The organism is Cellulosimicrobium sp. SL-1, from assembly GCF_011033075.1.
Classification (GTDB): Bacteria; Actinomycetota; Actinomycetes; order Actinomycetales; family Cellulomonadaceae; genus Cellulosimicrobium; species Cellulosimicrobium funkei.
The window spans coordinates 133,259-151,335 of the sequence record NZ_JAACJC010000010.1; the positions used below are offsets into that span (position 1 = coordinate 133,259).

17 protein-coding genes are annotated in these 18,077 nt (G+C 75.6%); 8 read left to right on the forward strand and 9 right to left on the reverse strand.

Going from position 1 to position 18,077, the window contains the following annotated elements:
* Window positions 1-14: 14 nt before the first annotated feature.
* Entirely contained in the window at window positions 15-959 is a 945-nt protein-coding gene (gene dapA, locus GWJ10_RS16045) for a 4-hydroxy-tetrahydrodipicolinate synthase (RefSeq protein ID WP_163188487.1), read from the reverse strand.
* Window positions 960-1,096: 137 nt separating this feature from the next.
* Here dapA and GWJ10_RS16050 point away from each other — a divergent pair, with 137 nt between their 5' ends.
* The 6 genes from GWJ10_RS16050 (at window position 1,097) to GWJ10_RS16075 (ending at window position 5,741) form a co-directional block, all read left to right on the forward strand.
* Window positions 1,097-2,581 carry an NAD-dependent succinate-semialdehyde dehydrogenase gene (locus GWJ10_RS16050; RefSeq protein WP_163188489.1) on the forward strand — a complete coding sequence of 495 codons (1,485 nt, stop codon included), beginning with the start codon at window positions 1,097-1,099 and terminating at the stop codon, window positions 2,579-2,581.
* Window positions 2,582-2,846: 265 nt separating this feature from the next.
* Window positions 2,847-3,470 (forward strand): TIGR00645 family protein, encoded by a 624-nt coding sequence (locus tag GWJ10_RS16055; RefSeq protein ID WP_051028262.1) that lies wholly within the window; start codon window positions 2,847-2,849, stop codon window positions 3,468-3,470.
* Window positions 3,467-4,336, forward strand: a complete 870-nt coding sequence (locus tag GWJ10_RS16060; protein ID WP_163188491.1) for an AzlC family ABC transporter permease — start codon at window positions 3,467-3,469, stop codon at window positions 4,334-4,336. The genes GWJ10_RS16055 and GWJ10_RS16060 overlap by 4 nt, the downstream gene beginning before the upstream one ends.
* Entirely contained in the window at window positions 4,333-4,653 is a 321-nt protein-coding gene (locus GWJ10_RS16065) for an AzlD domain-containing protein (RefSeq protein ID WP_043658086.1), read from the forward strand. The genes GWJ10_RS16060 and GWJ10_RS16065 overlap by 4 nt, the downstream gene beginning before the upstream one ends.
* Window positions 4,654-4,693: 40 nt before the next feature.
* Window positions 4,694-5,203 carry a GNAT family N-acetyltransferase gene (locus tag GWJ10_RS16070; RefSeq protein ID WP_043658083.1) on the forward strand — a complete coding sequence of 170 codons (510 nt, stop codon included), beginning with the start codon at window positions 4,694-4,696 and terminating at the stop codon, window positions 5,201-5,203.
* A 79-nt stretch (window positions 5,204-5,282) separates the two neighbouring features.
* Window positions 5,283-5,741, forward strand: a complete 459-nt coding sequence (locus tag GWJ10_RS16075) for a hypothetical protein (RefSeq protein ID WP_163188493.1) — start codon at window positions 5,283-5,285, stop codon at window positions 5,739-5,741.
* A 19-nt stretch (window positions 5,742-5,760) separates the two neighbouring features.
* Here GWJ10_RS16075 and GWJ10_RS16080 read toward each other — a convergent pair whose 3' ends face one another.
* The 8 genes from GWJ10_RS16080 to GWJ10_RS16115 all read right to left on the reverse strand — a co-directional run bounded on the left by GWJ10_RS16080 (window position 5,761) and on the right by GWJ10_RS16115 (window position 15,921).
* Window positions 5,761-6,201, reverse strand: coding sequence for a hypothetical protein (locus GWJ10_RS16080; RefSeq protein ID WP_076406606.1), 441 nt, complete (start codon window positions 6,199-6,201; stop codon window positions 5,761-5,763).
* A gap of 92 nt (window positions 6,202-6,293) precedes the next feature.
* Window positions 6,294-7,049 (reverse strand): 4-hydroxy-tetrahydrodipicolinate reductase, encoded by a 756-nt coding sequence (dapB, locus tag GWJ10_RS16085; RefSeq protein WP_034656111.1) that lies wholly within the window; start codon window positions 7,047-7,049, stop codon window positions 6,294-6,296.
* A 203-nt stretch (window positions 7,050-7,252) separates the two neighbouring features.
* Window positions 7,253-8,584: a pitrilysin family protein gene (locus GWJ10_RS16090; protein WP_163188495.1), complete on the reverse strand. Its 1,332-nt coding sequence runs from the start codon at window positions 8,582-8,584 to the stop codon at window positions 7,253-7,255.
* A 1-nt stretch (window position 8,585) separates the two neighbouring features.
* Window positions 8,586-10,811 carry a polyribonucleotide nucleotidyltransferase gene (locus tag GWJ10_RS16095; protein ID WP_021479898.1) on the reverse strand — a complete coding sequence of 742 codons (2,226 nt, stop codon included), beginning with the start codon at window positions 10,809-10,811 and terminating at the stop codon, window positions 8,586-8,588.
* Window positions 10,812-11,122: 311 nt separating this feature from the next.
* Entirely contained in the window at window positions 11,123-11,392 is a 270-nt protein-coding gene (gene rpsO / locus GWJ10_RS16100) for a 30S ribosomal protein S15 (RefSeq protein ID WP_021479897.1), read from the reverse strand.
* Between the two features lie 153 nt (window positions 11,393-11,545).
* Window positions 11,546-13,492 (reverse strand): heme peroxidase family protein, encoded by a 1,947-nt coding sequence (locus tag GWJ10_RS16105; RefSeq protein ID WP_163188497.1) that lies wholly within the window; start codon window positions 13,490-13,492, stop codon window positions 11,546-11,548.
* A 306-nt stretch (window positions 13,493-13,798) separates the two neighbouring features.
* Window positions 13,799-14,437: a response regulator transcription factor gene (locus GWJ10_RS16110; protein WP_163188499.1), complete on the reverse strand. Its 639-nt coding sequence runs from the start codon at window positions 14,435-14,437 to the stop codon at window positions 13,799-13,801.
* A complete protein-coding gene (locus tag GWJ10_RS16115) occupies window positions 14,434-15,921 on the reverse strand; it encodes a sensor histidine kinase (protein WP_241005859.1) in 1,488 nt (495 codons plus the stop codon). The genes GWJ10_RS16110 and GWJ10_RS16115 overlap by 4 nt, the downstream gene beginning before the upstream one ends.
* A gap of 238 nt (window positions 15,922-16,159) precedes the next feature.
* Here GWJ10_RS16115 and GWJ10_RS16120 point away from each other — a divergent pair, with 238 nt between their 5' ends.
* Both GWJ10_RS16120 and GWJ10_RS16125 read left to right on the forward strand, forming a co-directional pair.
* Complete coding sequence (locus GWJ10_RS16120; RefSeq protein ID WP_163188501.1) at window positions 16,160-17,281, forward strand: FtsX-like permease family protein; 1,122 nt, start codon at window positions 16,160-16,162, stop codon at window positions 17,279-17,281.
* A 41-nt stretch (window positions 17,282-17,322) separates the two neighbouring features.
* On the forward strand, window positions 17,323-18,069 hold the full coding sequence (locus GWJ10_RS16125) for an ATP-binding cassette domain-containing protein (RefSeq protein WP_163188503.1): 747 nt from the start codon (window positions 17,323-17,325) through the stop codon (window positions 18,067-18,069).
* The last annotated feature ends 8 nt before the right edge of the window (window positions 18,070-18,077 follow it).

An 18,077-nucleotide genomic window follows, 5' to 3' on the forward strand; every position in this document is an offset into this window, starting at 1 on the left:
GGCTCCTGCCCTCGCTAGTTCGTGGGTGCGGCAGCGTCTGCCGCGGTGGTCGCGCCCGCGAGCACGCCCGCGGCGGCGAGGGCGTCGCGCACGAGCGCGACGTCGTCCTCGGTCGCCGCGATGTTCGGCAGGCGCAGGAAACGGTTGTCGGTGACGCCGAGCAGCTCGACGGCGGCCTTGGCCATGACGGCCTGGAAGCCGGCACCGTTGAGCGCGTCGATGACGGGCGTCGTGGTGAGGAAGACCTCGAGCGCGCCCGCCGGGTCGCCGGCGTCGAAGCGGCGCACGACCTCCGCGAACTGCGGCGCGACGGCGTGCGCCGACACGGAGACGATACCCGCGGCGCCGTGCGCGAGGAACGGGAGCAGCAGCCCGTCGTCGCCGCTGTAGAAGGCGAGGCCCGTCGATGCCGCGAGCTTCGCGGCGGCGTAGACGTCGCCCGTCGCGTCCTTGGTCGCCACGACCCGCTCGTGCGCCGCGAGGCGCGCGTACGTGTCGGGGGCGATGCGCACCCCGGTGCGGCCGGGGACGTCGTACAGCATGACGGGGAGGTCGGCCGCCTCGGCGATCGCGACGACGTGGCGGTAGACGCCCTCCTGGCCGGGGCGCGAGTAGTACGGGGTGACGACGAGGAGCCCGTCCGCCCCCGCCTCGGCGGCCTGCTCGGCCATGCGCAGCGCGTGGTCGGTGTCGTTGGACCCGGCGCCCGCGAGGACCGCCGCGCGGTCGCCGACCGCCTCGACGACGGCGCGCACGAGGTCCTGCTTCTCGGGGGCGTGGGTCGTGGGCGACTCGCCCGTCGTGCCGCTCAGCACGAGGCCGTCGTTCCCGTCGTCCACCAGGCGCTTCGCGAGCCGGGCCGCCGCCTCGAGGTCGACGGCGCCGTCGGGCGTCATCGGGGTGACCATGGCCGTGAGGACGGCACCGAACGGGCGCGCGGGGGTGGCGGGAAGGACCATGTGCACAAACTACCGTGCGGCGGGTCGTCGCACCGCGCCCGTCCGGCAGCGACAGGGCGGCGCCCGGGGCACGGGCACGGCGCCCCGCACCGCTCGCCCGGGTGCGTCCCCGCGACCCCCAGGGCGATACTCGGAGCATGTCCCGCCCCGCCTCGACGTCGAACCTCTCCCCCGCCCTCGTCGCCCACGTGCCCACCGGGCTGCTCGTGGACGGCCACTGGGGTCCTGCCGAGGGCGGGCGGACCTTCGAGGTCGAGGACCCGGCGACCGAGGAGTCGCTGTTCGACGTCGCGGACGCGAGCCCGACGGACGCGCTGCGCGCGCTCGACGCCGCGCACCGTGCGGCGCCCGCGTGGCGCGCGACGCCCCCGCGCGAGCGGGGCGAGGTGCTGCGCGCCGTCTACGACCGGGTCGTCGCGCGGGCCGACGACGTGGCCGCGCTCATCACGGCCGAGTGCGGCAAGCCGCTCGCCGAGGCGCGCGCCGAGGTGCTCTACGGCGCCGACTTCCTGCGCTGGTACGCGGAGCAGGCGGTCCGCGCCGACGGGCTCGCGCGGACCGCGCCCGCGGGCGGCAACCGCCAGCTCGTCTTCCGCCGGCCCGTGGGGCCCGCGCTGCTCGTCACGCCGTGGAACTTCCCGATCGCCATGGCGACGCGCAAGATCGGCCCGGCGCTGGCCGCCGGGTGCACGGTCGTCGTCAAGCCCGCGCGGCTCACCCCGCTCACGACGGCGCTCGTGGCCGAGGTGATCCGCTCCGAGCTCGCCGACCGCGGGCTGCCGACGGGCGTCGTCAACGTCGTCCCGTCGTCGCGCGCCGCCGACGTCACCGAGCCGCTCCTCGCGGACGAGCGCCTGCGCAAGCTGTCGTTCACCGGCTCGACGCCCGTCGGGCGCACGCTGCTCGAGAAGGCGTCCGCCCAGGTGCTGCGCACCTCGATGGAGCTCGGCGGCAACGCCCCGTTCCTCGTGTTCGCGGACGCCGACCTCGACGCGGCGGTCGAGGGCGCCGTCGTCGCGAAGCTCCGCAACGCGGGGCAGTCGTGCGTGGCGGCGAACCGGTTCCTCGTGCACGACGCCGTCGCGCGGGAGTTCTCCCAGCGCCTCGCCGCCGCGTTCGCGGACCTGCGGGTCGGGCCGGGCGCCCAGGACGGGACGCAGGTCGGGCCGCTCGTCGAGGCGAAGGCCGTCGACAAGGTCGCCGAGCTCGTCGACGCGGCCGTCGACGGCGGGGCCCAGGTGCTCACCGGCGCGGAGCGGCCCCGCTCCCCCGGGTACTTCTACTCCCCCACCGTCCTGTCGGGCGTCGACCCGGACGCGCGCGTCGTCACCGAGGAGATCTTCGGCCCGGTGGCCCCCGTCGTCGCGTTCGGCGACGACGACGAGGGCATCGCTCTCGCGAACGCGACCGAGTACGGGCTCGCCGCCTACGCGTACACGACGTCGCTCGACCGGGCCGTGCGCGTCTCCGAGGAGGTCGAGGCCGGCATGATCGGCGTCAACCGCGGCCTCGTCTCCGACGCGAGCGCCCCGTTCGGCGGGCTCAAGCAGTCCGGCCTCGGCCGCGAGGGCGGCGAGGCCGGCCTGGAGGAGTACCTGGAGACGGTCTACGTCGCCCTCTGACGTCGCCCCCTCCTCCCGCCGCCGCCGTCGAGCACGGGGTCACGGACCGGGATCCGACGATCCCGGTCGCCGTCCCCGTGCTCGACGGGCGGCCGGGCCGTCCTCGTCTCCGGCAGCGCGGGCGGGCCTGCGGGGCCCTCACGCGGCGTTGGTACCCTGACGCCCCGGTGACGACCGGTGACCAGTGCCCCGCGCGCCGGACGGTCGTCGCCGTCCGCCGTCACCGACTCCCGGAGAGCCCACGCCCGTGCCCTCGACGCCCGCGTTGACCACCAGCCCGAACGTCCCCTCGCCCAGCGCCCGCGTCACCACCGTCGGGTACATGATCTTCGCGTCGCGCTGGCTCCAGGCGCCGCTGTACTTCGGCCTCATCGTGGCCCAGGTGGTCTACGTGTGGCAGTTCCTCAAGGAGCTGTGGCTGCTCGTCGTGGGCGGCTTCACAGGCCGTGCGACGGACCACGCGACGCACGAGGTGGTCAGCTTCGGCGCCGAGGAGATCATGCTCGCGGTGCTCGGGCTCGTGGACGTCGTCATGATCTCCAACCTGCTCATCATGGTCATCGTGGGCGGCTACGAGACGTTCGTCTCGCGCATCCGGCTCGAGGGCCACCCCGACCAGCCCGAGTGGCTGAGCCACGTCAACGCGAACGTGCTCAAGACGAAGCTCGCGATGTCCATCGTCGGCATCTCGTCGATCCACCTGCTGCGCACGTTCATCGACAGCAGCCGGTACACGCCGACGCAGCTCATGTGGCAGACGCTCATCCACCTCGCGTTCGTCCTCTCGGCGCTCGCCCTCGCGCTCATCGACCGCATGTCCCTCACCGCGCACCAGCGCGCGGCGAACGCCGCCGCCGCGGGCGAGGGCCCGGCCGACCCGCACGCATGAGCCGGCCCGACGACGTCCCCCGCCCCCGCGCCGACCCCGCGCCCGAGGGGGCGCGGGCAGACGCAGCGGAGGTCCCGAGCGTCGTCGGCGTACCGGACGTCGTCGGGGTGCCGGACGCCGTCGAGCACGTGGCCGAGCGGGCCGTCGAGGACGAGGTCCGCGCCGCGGTCCGCCAGGCCGTGTCCGTCTCCGTCGCGACGGGCCTGTACGGCATCTCCTTCGGCGCGCTGTCGGTCGTCGCGGGCCTCGACGTCGCGCAGACCATGGCTCTGAGCCTGCTCATGTTCTCGGGCGGCTCGCAGTTCGCGCTCATCGGCGTGGTGGGCGCCGGGGGCGCGCCGGTCGCCGCGATCACCACGGCGGGCTTCCTCGGCGTCCGCAACGCGCTCTACGGCGCGCAGCTCGGCCCGCTGCTCGCGCTGCGCTCGTGGCACAAGGTCGTCGCGGCCCAGTTCACGATCGACGAGTCGACCGCCGTCGCGACCGCGCAACGGTCCCGGCGCGCCGTCCGGGCCGGTTTCTGGTGGACGGGCGTCGGCATCTTCGTCCTCTGGAACGCGATGACGCTCGTCGGGGCGCTCGCGGGCGACGCGCTGGGCGACCCGCGCGCGTGGGGGCTCGACGCCGCCGCGGCGGCCGCGTTCCTCGGCCTGCTGTGGCCGCGGCTCGCGACGCGCGCGATGCAGCTCACCGCGGCCGCGGCGGTGGTCGTCGCCGCGGCGCTCGTCCCGGTCGCACCGGGCGGCGTGCCGGTGCTCGCGGCGGCCGCGGTCGCCGTCGTCATCGGTCAGGTCGACGCGCGGCGCCGACGGGCCGCCGACCGTGCGGGGACCGCGGCCGGCCCCCGCGGAGAGGAGCCCTCGTGACCTCAGCGACCGTCTGGGTCGTCGTGCTCACCGCGTCCGCGGTGTGCTTCGCGCTCAAGCTCGCAGGCCACCTCGTGCCCGAGCACTGGCTCGCCGACGAGCGCGTCGCGCGCACCGCCGCGCTCGTCACCGCCGCGCTCCTCGCGGCGCTCGTCACGGTGCAGACCGTCGGCGACGGGCAGGCCCTCGTCGTCGACGCGCGCCTGCCCGCGCTGGGCGTCGCGGCCGTCGCGCTCGCGCTGCGCGCGCCGTTCATCGTCGTCGTGGTCCTCGCCGCGGTCACGGCCGCGGGCCTGCGCGCGCTCGGCTGGGGCTGAGGCCGTCCCGGCGCCCGGCCGGGTCTCGTAGGGTGAACCCGTGAGCCTCTTCCGCGAGACCGCCGACGTCTCCGTCCGCCCTGCCGTGCCCGGCGACGACGTCGCGATGACCGCGATCCAGGTCGGGGCGTGGCGCTCCTCGCACGCCGACGTGCTCGGCGACGACGTGCTCGACGCGCTCGACACCGTGCGGATGCGCGAGCAGTGGGCCGCGGCGATCTCCTCGCCACCCGGTCCCGGCTTCGCGGTGCTCGTCGCGTGCGCGGGGGCGGACGTCGTGGGGTTCGCCGCGGTCGCGCCCGGTCAGGTCCTCGCGCTCGAGGTCGAACCGCGCCACCAGCGCGGCGGGCACGGGTCGCGCCTGCTGGCGGCGGCCGTCGACCGGCTGCGGCGCGACGGCGCGGACGAGGTCGTCACGTGGGTCCTGGACGGCGACGCCGCGCGCGAGGCGTTCCTCGCCGGGTCCGGGCTCGGTCCCGACGGGCGCACCCGGACGCTCGCGACCGGGCTCCGGGACGTCGTCGAGCGACGCTGGACGGCCGAGATCTGACGACCACGGAGTCCCGCGTCACGCAGCCGTGACACGCCCGTGACCCGTTCGTCCCCGTGACCTGCGAGGATCGTCCGCCATGGGCATCCTCACCGACTACTTCGCCGCGCCGGACGACGCACGGGCCGCGCTCGCCGCCCAGGCGGGACCGGCCTCCCCCGACCCGCTGTCCACGCAGCCGGGCTTCGCGACCGTGGAGCTCAAGGGCATCGACCCGTTCGTCGTCCTCGGCACCCTGGCGAGCCTGCTCACCGACCGCCCGTACGCCGAGGTCACGGCGGACGCCCGCCACGGCTCGCTCGTCGCGACCGGAGGTGACGAGGGGCCGTGGGTGGTCTCCGTGACGGACGTGCTCGTCGGGGCGCTCGCCTCCGCGGCGCCCGCCGCGCTCGACGAGGTCGCCGTGCGGTGGGCGGCGACGGAGGAGCTCGAGGGGTCGGACCCCGCGGGCCTCGCCGACGCGCTGCACCGGCTCGCGGCGCTGTGCGTCCGCGCCGACGACGCGGGGCACCGGCTCTACTGCTGGACGAGCCTGTGACGCGCGTGCCCGGGCGCCGTCAGGCCCGGCGCCGCGCGCGGTAGAGCGCCGCGGCCTTGCGCAGCGCCTCCCGGGCCCGACGGCGGTCGCGCGCCGCGTCGTAGGCGAACGCGAGGTGGTACCACGCCTCCCAGCTCGTCGGGTCGGCGTCGACCGCATCCCGGTACGGGCCGAAGGCCGCGTCGGCGGCGTCCCGGTCGATCCGGCCGCCCGGCGAGCGCGGCAGGTCGTCGACGGGCAGGCGGCCGCGGTCCGCGAGGTCGTCGGCCATGCGCTGCACGGTGCCGGCGAGCAGGAACTCGCGCCCGACGAGGCCGACGACGAGCAGCGGCAGCACGAGCACGCCGGCCCCGATCGCCATGGCCACGGGCTCGCCCGTGCCGATGAGGGCGGCGGACCGTCCCGCGACCTGCCACACGTAGAGCGCGAGCAGGACCGTGACGAGGACCGCCCCGACGATCGCCTTCCACGGGCGCCCGGCGCGCGACCGGCCGCGCGAGCCGCCGTCCCCGGGCCCGGGGCCGTCCGGGCCGGTCGACCCGCCGGGCAGGCTCACGCGAGGTCCAGCACGTTCTCGAGGCCGACGGTCAGCCCGGGCCGGCCCACGACCTCGCGCACCGCGAGCAGGACGCCCGGCATGAACGAGACCCGGTCGAACGAGTCCTGCCGGATGACCAGCTGCTCGCCCGTGTTGCCGAACAGGATCTCCTCGTGCGCGACGAGGCCGCGCAGACGGACGGCGTGCACGCGCACGCCGTCGACGTCGGCGCCGCGCGCCTCCCAGCCCGTCTCGGTCGCGTCCGGGCCCGTCCCGAGACCGGCGTCGGCCCGTGCGGCGGCGATCGCCGCGGCGGTGTGCCGCGCGGTGCCGGACGGCGCGTCGACCTTGTCCGGGTGGTGGAGCTCGATCACCTCGGCCGACTCGAAGTACCGCGCGGCCTTGGCGGCGAACGTCATCGCGAGGACGGCGGACAGCCCGAAGTTGGGTGCGATGAGCACGCCGAGCCCCGGCGCGCCCGCCGCGGCAGCACGACCGAGGTGCGCGACGACGCGACCGCGGCTCTCCTCCGTCCAGCCCGTGGTCCCGACGACGGCGTGCACGCCCGCGTCGATCAGCGCGTGGACGTTCGCCTCGGTCGCGGCCGGGACCGTGAAGTCGACGGCGACGTCCGCGCCGCCGAGCGTCGCGGCGGCGACCTCGTCGCCCGCGTCGAGGCGCGCGACGAGCTCGAGGTCCGCCGCGCCCTCGACGGCGGCGCAGACGGTCGCGCCCATGCGTCCGGCGGCGCCCAGGACGGCGACCCGCAGCGGGCGACCGGGCTCCCTGCCGGGGGCGGTCGGTGCGGGATCGGGCGCGGGGGTGCTCTGCTCGCTCACGCCCGTCACCCTATCGCCGCAGCGCGCGTCGACCGGTGCCGCGTCCGCCGCACCGGGCAGTGGGTCTGCCCACAGCACGACGGCGGCCGCCCTCCGCGAGGAGGACGGCCGCCGCGAGACGCGTGGAGGCGGGCTCAGTCGCCGAACGGCCCGACGCGCACCACGGAGCGCGGGCGCGACGCGAGGTCGTCGGCGAGCTTCTGCACGTCGTCGGCCGTGACGGATCGGATCGCGTCGAGCGACTCCTCGACGCTCAGGAGCTCGCCGTAGACGAGCTCGGCCTTGCCGAGCCGGCTCATGCGCGAGCCGGAGTCCTCGAGGCCGAGGACCATGCCGCCCGAGAGCTGGCCGATGCTGCGGTCGAGCTCCGCGCCGGTGATGCCGTCGGCCGCGAGGCGGTCGAGCTCGCTGTGCAGCAGCGCGGTCACCTCGTCCACCTTCGACGGCGCGCACCCGGCGTAGAGGCCGAACGTGCCGATGCCGCCGTGGCCGGACGCGAACGAGTAGGTCGAGTACGCGAGGCCGCGCCGCTCGCGGATCTCCTGGAAGAGCCGCGAGCTCATGCCGCCGCCGAGGACGGCGCTGAGCACGGAGAGCGTGAAGCGGCGGTCGTCCGTCGCGGCGAGTCCGGTGCCGCCGATGACGACGTTCGCCTGCTCGACCGCACGGTGGACCGACAGCTCGACGCTCGCGGCCCCGACGCCCACCAGGGCGGGGTCCGCGGGGTCGCGCCGCGCGCGGGGTGCGCCGGACGCGTCGAGCGTCCAGCCGCCGTCGCGCAGCGCCGTGCCCACCTGGTCGACCAGCGTGTCGTGGTCGACGCCGCCCGCCGCCGCGACGACGAGCGTCTCGGGGCGGTAGTGCCAGCGGTAGTGCTCCCACACGGCGTCCCGGGGCACGGCGTTGATCGTGTCCGGGGTCCCACCGATGGGCCGCCCGAGCGGGTGGCCGGCGAGGACCGCCGCGGCGAACTCCTCGTGCACGACGTCCGAGGGGTCGTCGTCGTTCATCGCGAGCTCTTCGAGGATCACGCCGCGCTCGGTCTCGAGCTCGTCGGGGTCCAGGCGCGCTGAGGTCACCATGTCGGTGATGACGTCGACCGCCATGGGGAGGTCGGCGTCGAGCACGCGCGCGTAGTAGCACGTGTGCTCCTTGCCCGTCGCCGCGTTGGCCTCGCCGCCGACGGCGTCGAACGCCTCGGCGATGTCCATCGCGGAGCGGCGGGCCGTGCCCTTGAACAGCAGGTGCTCGAGGAAGTGCGTCGACCCGAAGTGGCCGTCGGTCTCGTCGCGCGAGCCGACGCCGACCCACGCGCCCACCGTCGCCGAGCGCAGGCCTGGCATCGACTCGGTGAGCACGCGGACCCCGCCGGGCAGGACGGAGCGACGGATCGTCGCGCCGTCCTGCCCGGCGGTCAGCTCGGCCCCGGCGTCACCCGCCGGGACGAGCGGAAGGTCCCACGGCACGTCAGGCGTCCGCGTCCTCGGTCGCGGGAGCGTCGGCCGGAGCCTCGTCCTCGACCACGGCGTGCAGCGAGAGCTTGCCGCGCGGGTCGATCTCGCCGATCTCGACCTGGACCTTCTGGCCGATGGACAGCACGTCCTCGACGTTCTCGACGCGCTTGCCGCCCACGAGCTTGCGGATCTGGCTGATGTGCAGCAGACCGTCCTTGCCCGGGGAGAGCGAGATGAACGCGCCGAACGACGTCGTCTTGACGACCGTGCCGACGAAGCGCTCGCCGATCTCCGGGACGTGCGGGTTGGCGATCGCGTTGATCGCCGCGCGGGCGGCCTCGGCCGACGGGCCGTCGACGGCGCCGATGTACACGGTGCCGTCGTCCTCGATGGAGATGTCCGCGCCCGTCTCCTCCTGGATCTGGTTGATCATCTTGCCCTTGGGGCCGATGACCTCGCCGATCTTGTCGACCGGCACCTTCACGGAGATGACGCGCGGGGCGTTCGGGGACATCTCGTCGGGCACGTCGATGGCCTCGGCGAGCACGTCGAGGATCGTCAGGCGCGCGTCGCGCGCCTGGGTCAGCGCACCGGCGAGCACCGAGGCGGGGATGCCGTCGAGCTTGGTGTCGAGCTGGATGGCCGTGACGAACTCGCGCGTGCCGGCGACCTTGAAGTCCATGTCGCCGAACGCGTCCTCGGCACCGAGGATGTCGGTGAGCGCCGCGTAGCGGGTCTCACCGTCCACCGTGTCGGAGATGAGGCCCATCGCGATGCCCGCGACGGGGGCGCGCAGCGGCACGCCCGCGTTGAGGAGCGAGAGCGTCGAGGCGCACACGGAGCCCATGGACGTCGAGCCGTTGGAGCCGAGAGCCTCGGACACCTGGCGGATCGCGTAGGGGAACTCCTCGCGGCTCGGCAGCACCGGCACGAGCGCACGCTCGGCGAGCGCGCCGTGGCCGATCTCGCGGCGCTTCGGGCTGCCCACGCGGCCGGTCTCGCCGGTCGAGTAGGGCGGGAAGTTGTAGTTGTGCATGTAGCGCTTGCGCGTCTCCGGACCGAGCGAGTCGATCTGCTGCTCCATGCGGAGCATGTTCAGCGTGGTGACGCCCATGATCTGGGTCTCGCCACGCTCGAAGAGCGCGGAGCCGTGCACGCGCGGCAGCACCTCGACCTCGGCCGAGAGGGTGCGGATGTCCGCGAGCCCACGACCGTCGATGCGCACGCCGTCGGTGAGCACGCGCTGGCGCACGAGCTTCTTCTGGAGCGCGCGGTACGCGGCGGAGAGCTCCTTCTCGCGGCCGTCGAACCCGGCCTGGAGCTTGCCCACCATCTCGTTCTTGATCTCGTCGAGACGGTTCTCGCGGTCCTGCTTGTCCGCGATGGCGAGCGCCTCGCGCAGGTCCGTCGCGACCTCGGCCTCGACCGCGGCGAACGCGTCGTCCTGGTAGTCCAGGAAGACCGGGTACTCCTTGACGGGCTTCGCGGCCTGCGCGGCGAGCGCCGACTGCGCGTCGCACAGCGCCTTGATGAACGGCTTGGCCGCCTCGATGCCCTCGGCGACGACCTCCTCGGTCGGCGCCGCCACGCCCTCGTCCTTGACGAGGCCCCAGGCGCCGTCGGTCGCCTCGGCCTCGATCATCGCGATCGCGACGTCGTCGCCGACGACGCGGCCGGCCACGACCATGTCGAAGACCGCGCGCTCCTTGTCGGAGTACTTGGGGAACGCGACCCACTGGCCGTCGACCAGCGCGATGCGGACCGCGCCGACCGGGCCGGAGAACGGCAGGCCGGAGATCTGGGTCGACGCCGAGGCGGCGTTGATCGCGAGCGTGTCGTACGCGTCGTCCGGGTGGAGCGCGAGGACCGTGATGACGACCTGGACCTCGTTGCGCAGGCCCTTGACGAAGAGCGGGCGCAGCGGGCGGTCGATGAGGCGGCACGCGAGGATCGCGTCCGTCGAGGGACGGCCCTCGCGGCGGAAGAACGAGCCGGGGATGCGGCCCGCGGCGTACATGCGCTCCTCGACGTCCACCGTCAGCGGGAAGAAGTCGAACTGCTCCTTGGGGTGCTTGCCGGCCGTCGTGGCCGACAGGAGCATGGTCTCGTCGTCGAGGTACGCGGCGACGGAGCCTGCGGCCTGACGGGCGAGGCGCCCGGTCTCGAACCGGACGGTGCGGGTGCCGAAGCGACCGTTGTCGATCGTGGCCTCGGCGAACTGGATCTCGGGACCCTCCACGGGTGCCCTCCCTTTCTCGAAGCGCCGCCCGGGTAGCCCTGTCGAGGGTTCCGGTCCGCGCCCCGGCGCGTGGCGCAGGGGCTCCGGTCGCACTCGACGCTCGGCGGTCTTCGATCGAGGTCCACGGCAGTTCCCGCACCGCTCCGTCCGAGGACGGTGCCGTGGGGGTCCGTGAGCCACTACCGAGGACCGAACGAGAGGCCGGCGGCGCGGTGGGTGGTGTGCGGCTGGGTGGTGCTCAGCCGGGGTGTGACGGGTACATCACACCAGACCAGCCCGGTCCCCGCAGGGACCGGGCTGGCGGTGTCGTGTCAGCGACGCAGACCGAGGCGCTCGATGAGGCTCCGGTAGCGGTTGATGTCGACCTTCTGCAGGTAGCCGAGCAGGCGACGGCGCTGGCCGACGAGGAGGAGCAGACCACGACGGCTGTGGTGGTCGTGCTTGTGCTCCTTGAGGTGCTCGGTGAGGTCCTTGATGCGCTGCGTGAGGAGCGCGACCTGGACCTCGGGCGAACCGGTGTCGCCCTCGCTCGTCGCGTACTCGGTCATGATGCGCTGCTTCGTGGCAGTGTCGAGCGGCACGGTTCTCCTTCGGGTTCGTTGCGCGGTGCGCCGGGACGGATCTCCCGGGCTCTCTCTGTCCGCGGCCGGTCAGACGGCGCATCCACCCTACCAAACGGACGCGCCGTCGCCGGCCGCGGCCCCGGCCCGCCCGGCCGGCCCGCACGACGCGCCTCAGGGGGCGCCGTCGTGCCCGGCCGTGCCGTCACCGCGGAACCGGCCCGCGGCGTCGGGCAGCACCCCGGCGAACCGGAGGAGGTCCGGCAGCGTGAGGACGAGCGACCCGTCCTCGAAGTGCACGCCCTGCGCGGGCGTCCAGTGGTTGCTCGTGCGCACGTACGACGTGTCGTCCTGGCGCAGTAGGTACACGAACGTCTCCGCGAGCACGCGGCTGCCGACCTCGCCGAGGAAGCTGCCGTCGCCCTGGAGCTCGGCCTCCTTGAGGACGTAGTACCACAGCGGGGTGCCGCCGTGGTCGCCGTCACGCAGGGCCGCGAGCGCCTGCTTCACGTCGTCGCTCGCCCGGTCCTCGAGCTGGGCCGGGGTGAGCGGGACGACCCCGAAGGCCGCCGCGACGGCCTCGCCCGTGGGCAGCGCGAGCATGTAGCCGCGCAGCAGGTTGCGCTGCGCGAGCTGCTTCTGGAGCGCGCTCGCGACGAGCTGGGCCGGCGTGTGCGCGGGCGGCTCGGGCGGCAGGTTCCCCTCCTTGACCATCGTGCCCAGGCTCGGCGCGAGGAACGTGTCGATCTTCTCCGCCGCGCGGAACGTCCGCGGGTCGCCCTTGTCGACGAACCGCGCCCACTCGATCGGCCAGTTGGACGGCAGGACCGGGGTGCCCTGCGGTCCCGGACGCAGGCTGCCGCCGTTCCCCGTGAACTGGAAGAGCTGCGTCAGGCTCGCGTTCGCGGGCGGCGGGCCCGTGAAGTTGACGTTGAAGTCGTAGGAGTCGCGGATCATCGAGTGCCCGAACCGGAACGCCGCGACCGCGAACTCGAGCGGCATGGAGATCGGGTACCGGGGCCGGAAGAACGACGTGTCGCGCAGGAGCGTCGCGTCGAGCACGCCCGGCTTGGTGAGGGTGCGCAGGTAGTCGTTGACCACGAGCCACTGGTAGTGCCACCGCACGAGCTGGCTCGCGCGCTCGAACACGCCGCGCTCCCCGCCCGTGAGCCGGGTCCAGGGCTCGACGTCGTCCACCCAGTCCACGACGGCGTTGTGGAACCGGATCATCGCGAGGTGGAGCTGGGCGACCACGAGGTTCTCGTCGTTGCGCCCGTCCGGGATCAGCGGCGCGCCGCCGTCGTCGCGCGGCAGGTCGCGCTGCGCGTCGTCGCCGGGCGCCACGAGCGAGAACGACGGACCGCCCGGGATGACGAGCGGCTCGGTGGAGATGCGGCCGAGCCGCAGCTTCGCCGAGCCCGGCACGTACGACGCCTCGCTGCGCGTCGTGCGGTACCCACGCTCGCCCTCGAACCGCGGCCCGCTGCCGTACAGGGAGTCGAGGTTGAGCGCCGGGTGGCGCCCGTTGTGGAGCGAGCGCACCACGACCCACGGCGCGAAGACCCGGAAGGGCACCGCGTCGACGTCGCCGAGCGCCTGGTCCCCGTCGCGGCCCGTCGTCGTGTCGGGGCCGTTGGTGTTGAGGGTGATGTCGTGGTCGATGAACTGGCCCCAGTACGTGTACACGGCCGGAACGTGCGAGTCGAGGCTGCGCGGCGGCTGCCCGGGCGGGGTGACGGGCCGGGCGACCATCGCCGCCCCGAGCGTCTTCAGCGCGGCGACGGTCGCGGCCGTCGCGCCGTTCCCGACCGGGAGGTGGAACCGCGGGAAGCGCTCCGCGAGCTGCGGGAACAGGTAGTCGAACGCGGTCGTGGAGTCGTACCGGTGGTGCTCGAGGTCCCGCGCCACCGCGGCCTCGGCCGCGGGCAGGAGCGGTGCGTCCGACTCCGCCGGGTCCACGTCCGCGTCGGTCGCGACCTCGTCGGGGACGACGGCCGACCCGTGCCCGACGCTGCGGACGGTCCGGCCGACCGGGGTGGACGCCTGGTCGACGGCGTCGGGTGCGACGTCGTCGACGACGGTCTCGGCGACGGGAGCCGCCGGTTGCTGCTGAGCCTCCATGGCTCTGCCCTCTCTGTCGGAGGTCTTCGTGCGGCCCGCGCGGCGGGCCGCCGGCGCCCCCGCGGGCTGCGCGCGCGGGGACGGGTGCGACCGCCCCCGGGCCGCAGCCCGAGGACCGCGCGGCCGCCTGGGCGCCGTGCACGACGGCGCCGCTCACCCGGAGGGAGGGCCCGGTGCCGGTGTCGTGACACGGCCGGGCAGCGCCCGCAGGACGGTGCGGTGACGGAGTCGAGGGCCGTCCTGACGACGCCCGCACGACGTCTCGGGCGAGGACCCCGCGGACGCGCCGCGACGGCCCGGCCGGGCTCAGCCCCGCAGGAGGCCGCGGCGCCGGGCCTCGGCGACGGCGGCCGTGCGCGACGGCGCGCCGAGCTTGTCGTAGACGTGCACGAGGTGCGTCTTCACGGTCGCGCGCGAGAGGAACAGCTCGTGCGCGATCTCGTCGTTCGTGCGCCCCTCGGCGACGAGCGCGAGGACCTCGAGCTCGCGCGCCGTGAGCGCCGTGCCCGGGCTGCGCAGCCGGCCGAGCAGCCGCCGCTGCACCGCCGGGCCGAGGGCGACCTCGCCCGCCGCGGCCGCGCGCACGGCCGCGACGAGCTCGTGGGTCGGCGCGTCCTTGAGCAGGTAGCCGCGAGCGCCCGCCTCGACCGCGGCGAGGATGTCGGCGTCCGCGTCGTAGGTCGTGACGACGAGGACGGGCGGACCGTCCGTCGCGACGATCTCGCGGACCGCGTCCACGCCCCCGAGGCGGCCAGGGCCGAACTGCAGGTCGAGCAGCACGACGTCGGCCCGCAGCCCGGCGCGCAGTCGCGCGAGCAGCTCCTCGGCCGAGCCGACCTCGGCGACGACCCGCACGTCCGGCTCGGCATCCAGGACGGCGCGCAGGCCGGTCCGCACGACGGGGTGGTCGTCCGCGAGGACGACGTCCACGGCGGGCCCGGTCATCGCTCCTCCTCGGTGCAGGCGTCGGTCTCGGTCCGGGTGTCGGCCGGGCGGTCGGCGGGGCGGTCGGCCGGGTCGTCGGCCGGGTCGTCGGCCCGGTGGTCGGCAGCCGCGCCCGACCGGGTCCCGGTCGTCGCCACGAGCGGCACCCAGGCGGCCACCGCCGTGCCCGCCCCCGGCGCGGACTCCACGGACAGCGTGCCCCCGAGGTCCGCGACCCGCGCGCGCATGGCGCCGAGGCCGAAGCCGCCGGGCCGGTCCGCCGCCGGCGCGGGGAGGGCGTCCGGGTCGAAGCCGCGCCCGTCGTCGACCACGTCGAGCGCGACCGCGTCGTCCCCCGGCCCGGTGCCCGCGAGGAAGCTCACGGTGACGGCGGCCCGCGTCGCACCGGCGTGCCGTTCGACGTTGGCGAGCGCGGACTGCGCCACGCGCAGCAGGGCGGCCTCGACCTCGGTCGGCAGCGGGACGGGCTCGCCGCTCACCCGCACGACGACGCGCGGCCCGCCCTCGGCGGCGCGTCCGGACGCCCGGTCCGCGACGCGGCGCAGGGCCCCGACGAGGTTCGACGACGCGAGGTCGGCCGGCGCCAGCGCGCGCACGACGCGGCGCGCCTCGGCGAGGTTGTGCCGCGCGACCTCGCGCGTCTGCTCGACGTACCCGCGCGCGGTCTCCGCGTCGCCGGCGTCGAGCGCGGTCCGGGCCGCGCGCAGGAGCAGCTCGGCGGACGAGAACCCCTGGGCGAGCGTGTCGTGGATCTCGCGCGCCAGGCGCTCGCGCTCGGCCGCCACCGCCCGCTCCCGCTCCGACGCCGCGAGCTCGTCGCGGGTGCGCACGAGCTCGTCGAGCGTGCGCTGGCGCTCCTGGGACTCCCGCACGACCGCTTCCAGCGCGAGGACGACGACGACCGCGACGGCCCCGCCGATGGCCGGCCCGAGCACGAACGGCAGCGCGACGCGCGCGGTCCACGCGGCCATGACGCCCACGACGATCACGACGACCACCGCGACCGCGACCGGGCCCCGGCGCGGGCCGAGGACGTGCATCGCCACGAACATCAGGGGGAACGCGACCCAGACGGCGGTCGTCGTGACGAGCGACAGCCCGACCCAGAGGGCCACGAGACCGGTCACCCACGCGCCCGCGGGCCACCACGCACCGCGCGGCGCGCGCACGTCGACGGGCACGGGGACGCGACGACGGCCCACCACGTACAGCGCGAGCAGGGCCGCGCCGAGCAGCACGGCGCCCACGCCCCGCGCCGTCGACGTGACGAGCGCGCCCGCGACCGCGAGCGCGACCAGCCCGACGAGCAGCACGTCCAGGCCGCGCCGCAGCCACCGCGTCGCGGCCGGCACGACCGGCGCGACGCGACCGGCCGCCGACGTCGCACGGTCGACCGATGCACGGCCCGACGACGCACGGCCCGTCGGCGCAGCACGGCCCGCGAGCGCGGCAGGCTCGGCGGGCTCGGGTCCGGGCGGGGTCACGCCGTCACCCTAGCCACGGCGCCGCGGCCCGGCATCGTCCGAACGGTCGATCCCGGGCTCGTCCCTGCGGCGCCCCAGGACCGGTCGGACCGGTGATCCGCGGCGCGCCCTGACGCGGGACGGTGGACGGGACGTCGGGACGAGTCCTGCGACGCACGACCGCTCGTGCTCGCCGGAGCGCGTCCCCGCCCCCGCACTCTGTCCCACTCGCTGCCCTCGAACCCCGGAGGTCTCCCCCGTGTTCCTCGCCCTGCGCGACCTGCGCCACGCGCGTGGTCGCTTCGCGCTCATGACGGTCGTCGTCGCGCTCATCACGTTCCTCGTCGCGTTCCTCGCGGCGCTCACCGCGGGCCTCGGCCGCGCGAGCACCTCGGCGGTCACCGACCTGCCGGTCGACCGCGTCGTCTTCTCGCCCCCGGAGGAGGGTGCGTCCCCCTCCTTTACCGAGTCCGAGGTGACCGCCGCGCAGACGGACGCCTGGGCCGCCGTCCCTGGGGTCGACGCCGCGGAGCCGCTCGGCGTCGCGACCGTGCGCGCGTCCGGCGACGCGACCGCCGCCGTCACCGCGTTCGGCGTGCGGCCCGGTTCGGGGCTCGTGCCCGGCACCGACGACGGCGGCGCCGACGTCTCCCCCGGCGCCGTCGTGCTCTCCCGCGGCGCGGCCGACGCGCTCGGCGCCGACGTGGGCGACCCGGTGGACGCCGGACCGCTCGACCTGACGGTCTCCGCCGTCGCGGACGTCGAGGCGGACTACGCGCACACGCCGGTCGTCTGGGTGTCCCTCGACGACTGGCAGGCCGTCGGAGCGCGCGGCGGCGCCTCGTCCGACGACGCGGCAGCCGGGCAGGTGGCCACCGTCGTCACCCTGCGGTTCGGCGACGACCCGCCGACCGCGGACGTGCTCGCCGCCACGGACGCGCGCCTCGGCACCGTGACCGCGACGCCGCGCCAGGCGCGCTCGGCCATCTCGTCGTTCACCGCCGAGAACCTCTCCCTGACCCTCATGCAGGTCTTCCTCCTCGCGATCTCGGCGCTCGTCGTCGGCGCGTTCTTCACCGTCTGGACCATCCAGCGCGCGGGCGACGTCGCCGTGCTGCGCGCGCTCGGTGCCTCGACGCGCTACCTGCTGCGCGACGCGATCGGCCAGGCCGGCGTCGTGCTGGGCGTGGGCGTCGGCGTCGGCACGGCCCTCGCGGCCGGCGCGGGGCTGCTCGCGTCCCAGGTCATGCCGGTCGTCGTCGACCTCTCGACGACCCTCGTGCCCGCCGTCGTGCTCGTCGTGCTCGGCGGCCTCGGCGCGGTCCTCGCCGTGACGCGCGTCGCGCGCGTCGACCCGCACGCGGCGCTCGCGGCCCGCTGACCCTTCTCCCTCTCGTCCGTACCGACCCTCAGGAGCTCCCCGTGGACCTCGTCCTCGACCGTGTCCGTCTCACCTACCCCGACGGCGACGGCGTCCTCGTCGCCGTCGACGACGTCTCCCTCACCGTGCCCTCGGGCACCACGACGGCGCTGCTCGGCTCGTCCGGCGCCGGCAAGTCCAGCCTGCTCGCCGTCGCGGCGACGCTCACGCCGCCGACGTCGGGCGTCGTGCGGGTGGGTCCCGACGTCGTCAGCGCACCGCTCGACCCCGGCACCGAGCCCGGGGACGCGGCCGGACGGCGCGGCCGGCGGCGCGCGCGGCGCGCGGCGGACCGGGCGGCGGCGCTGCGCCGCGAGCGCATCGGGCTCGTGTTCCAGCAGCCGCAGCTCGTCGCGTCGCTCACCGTGCTCGAGCAGCTCGAGCTCATGAGCCACCTGCGGGGGCGCTCCCCCGCGTCACGCCGGGCGCACGCGCTGGAGCTGCTCGACGCCGTCGGGGTCGCCGACCGCGCGGACCGCCGGCCCGAGCACCTCTCGGGCGGGCAGCGCCAGCGCGTCGCGATCGCCCGCGCGCTCATGAACGACCCCGAGGTGCTCCTCGTGGACGAGCCGACGTCGGCGCTCGACCACGAGCGGGGCGTGCAGGTGGTGGAGCTGGTCGTGCGGCTCGCGCGCGAGCTCGACGCGGCGACGCTGCTCGTCTCGCACGACGAGGCGACGCTCGACCCGGTCGACGCTCGGGTCCACCTCGCGGACGGCCGCCTCGTCCCGGCGCCCGCGGCGGCCTGAGGGCGCGC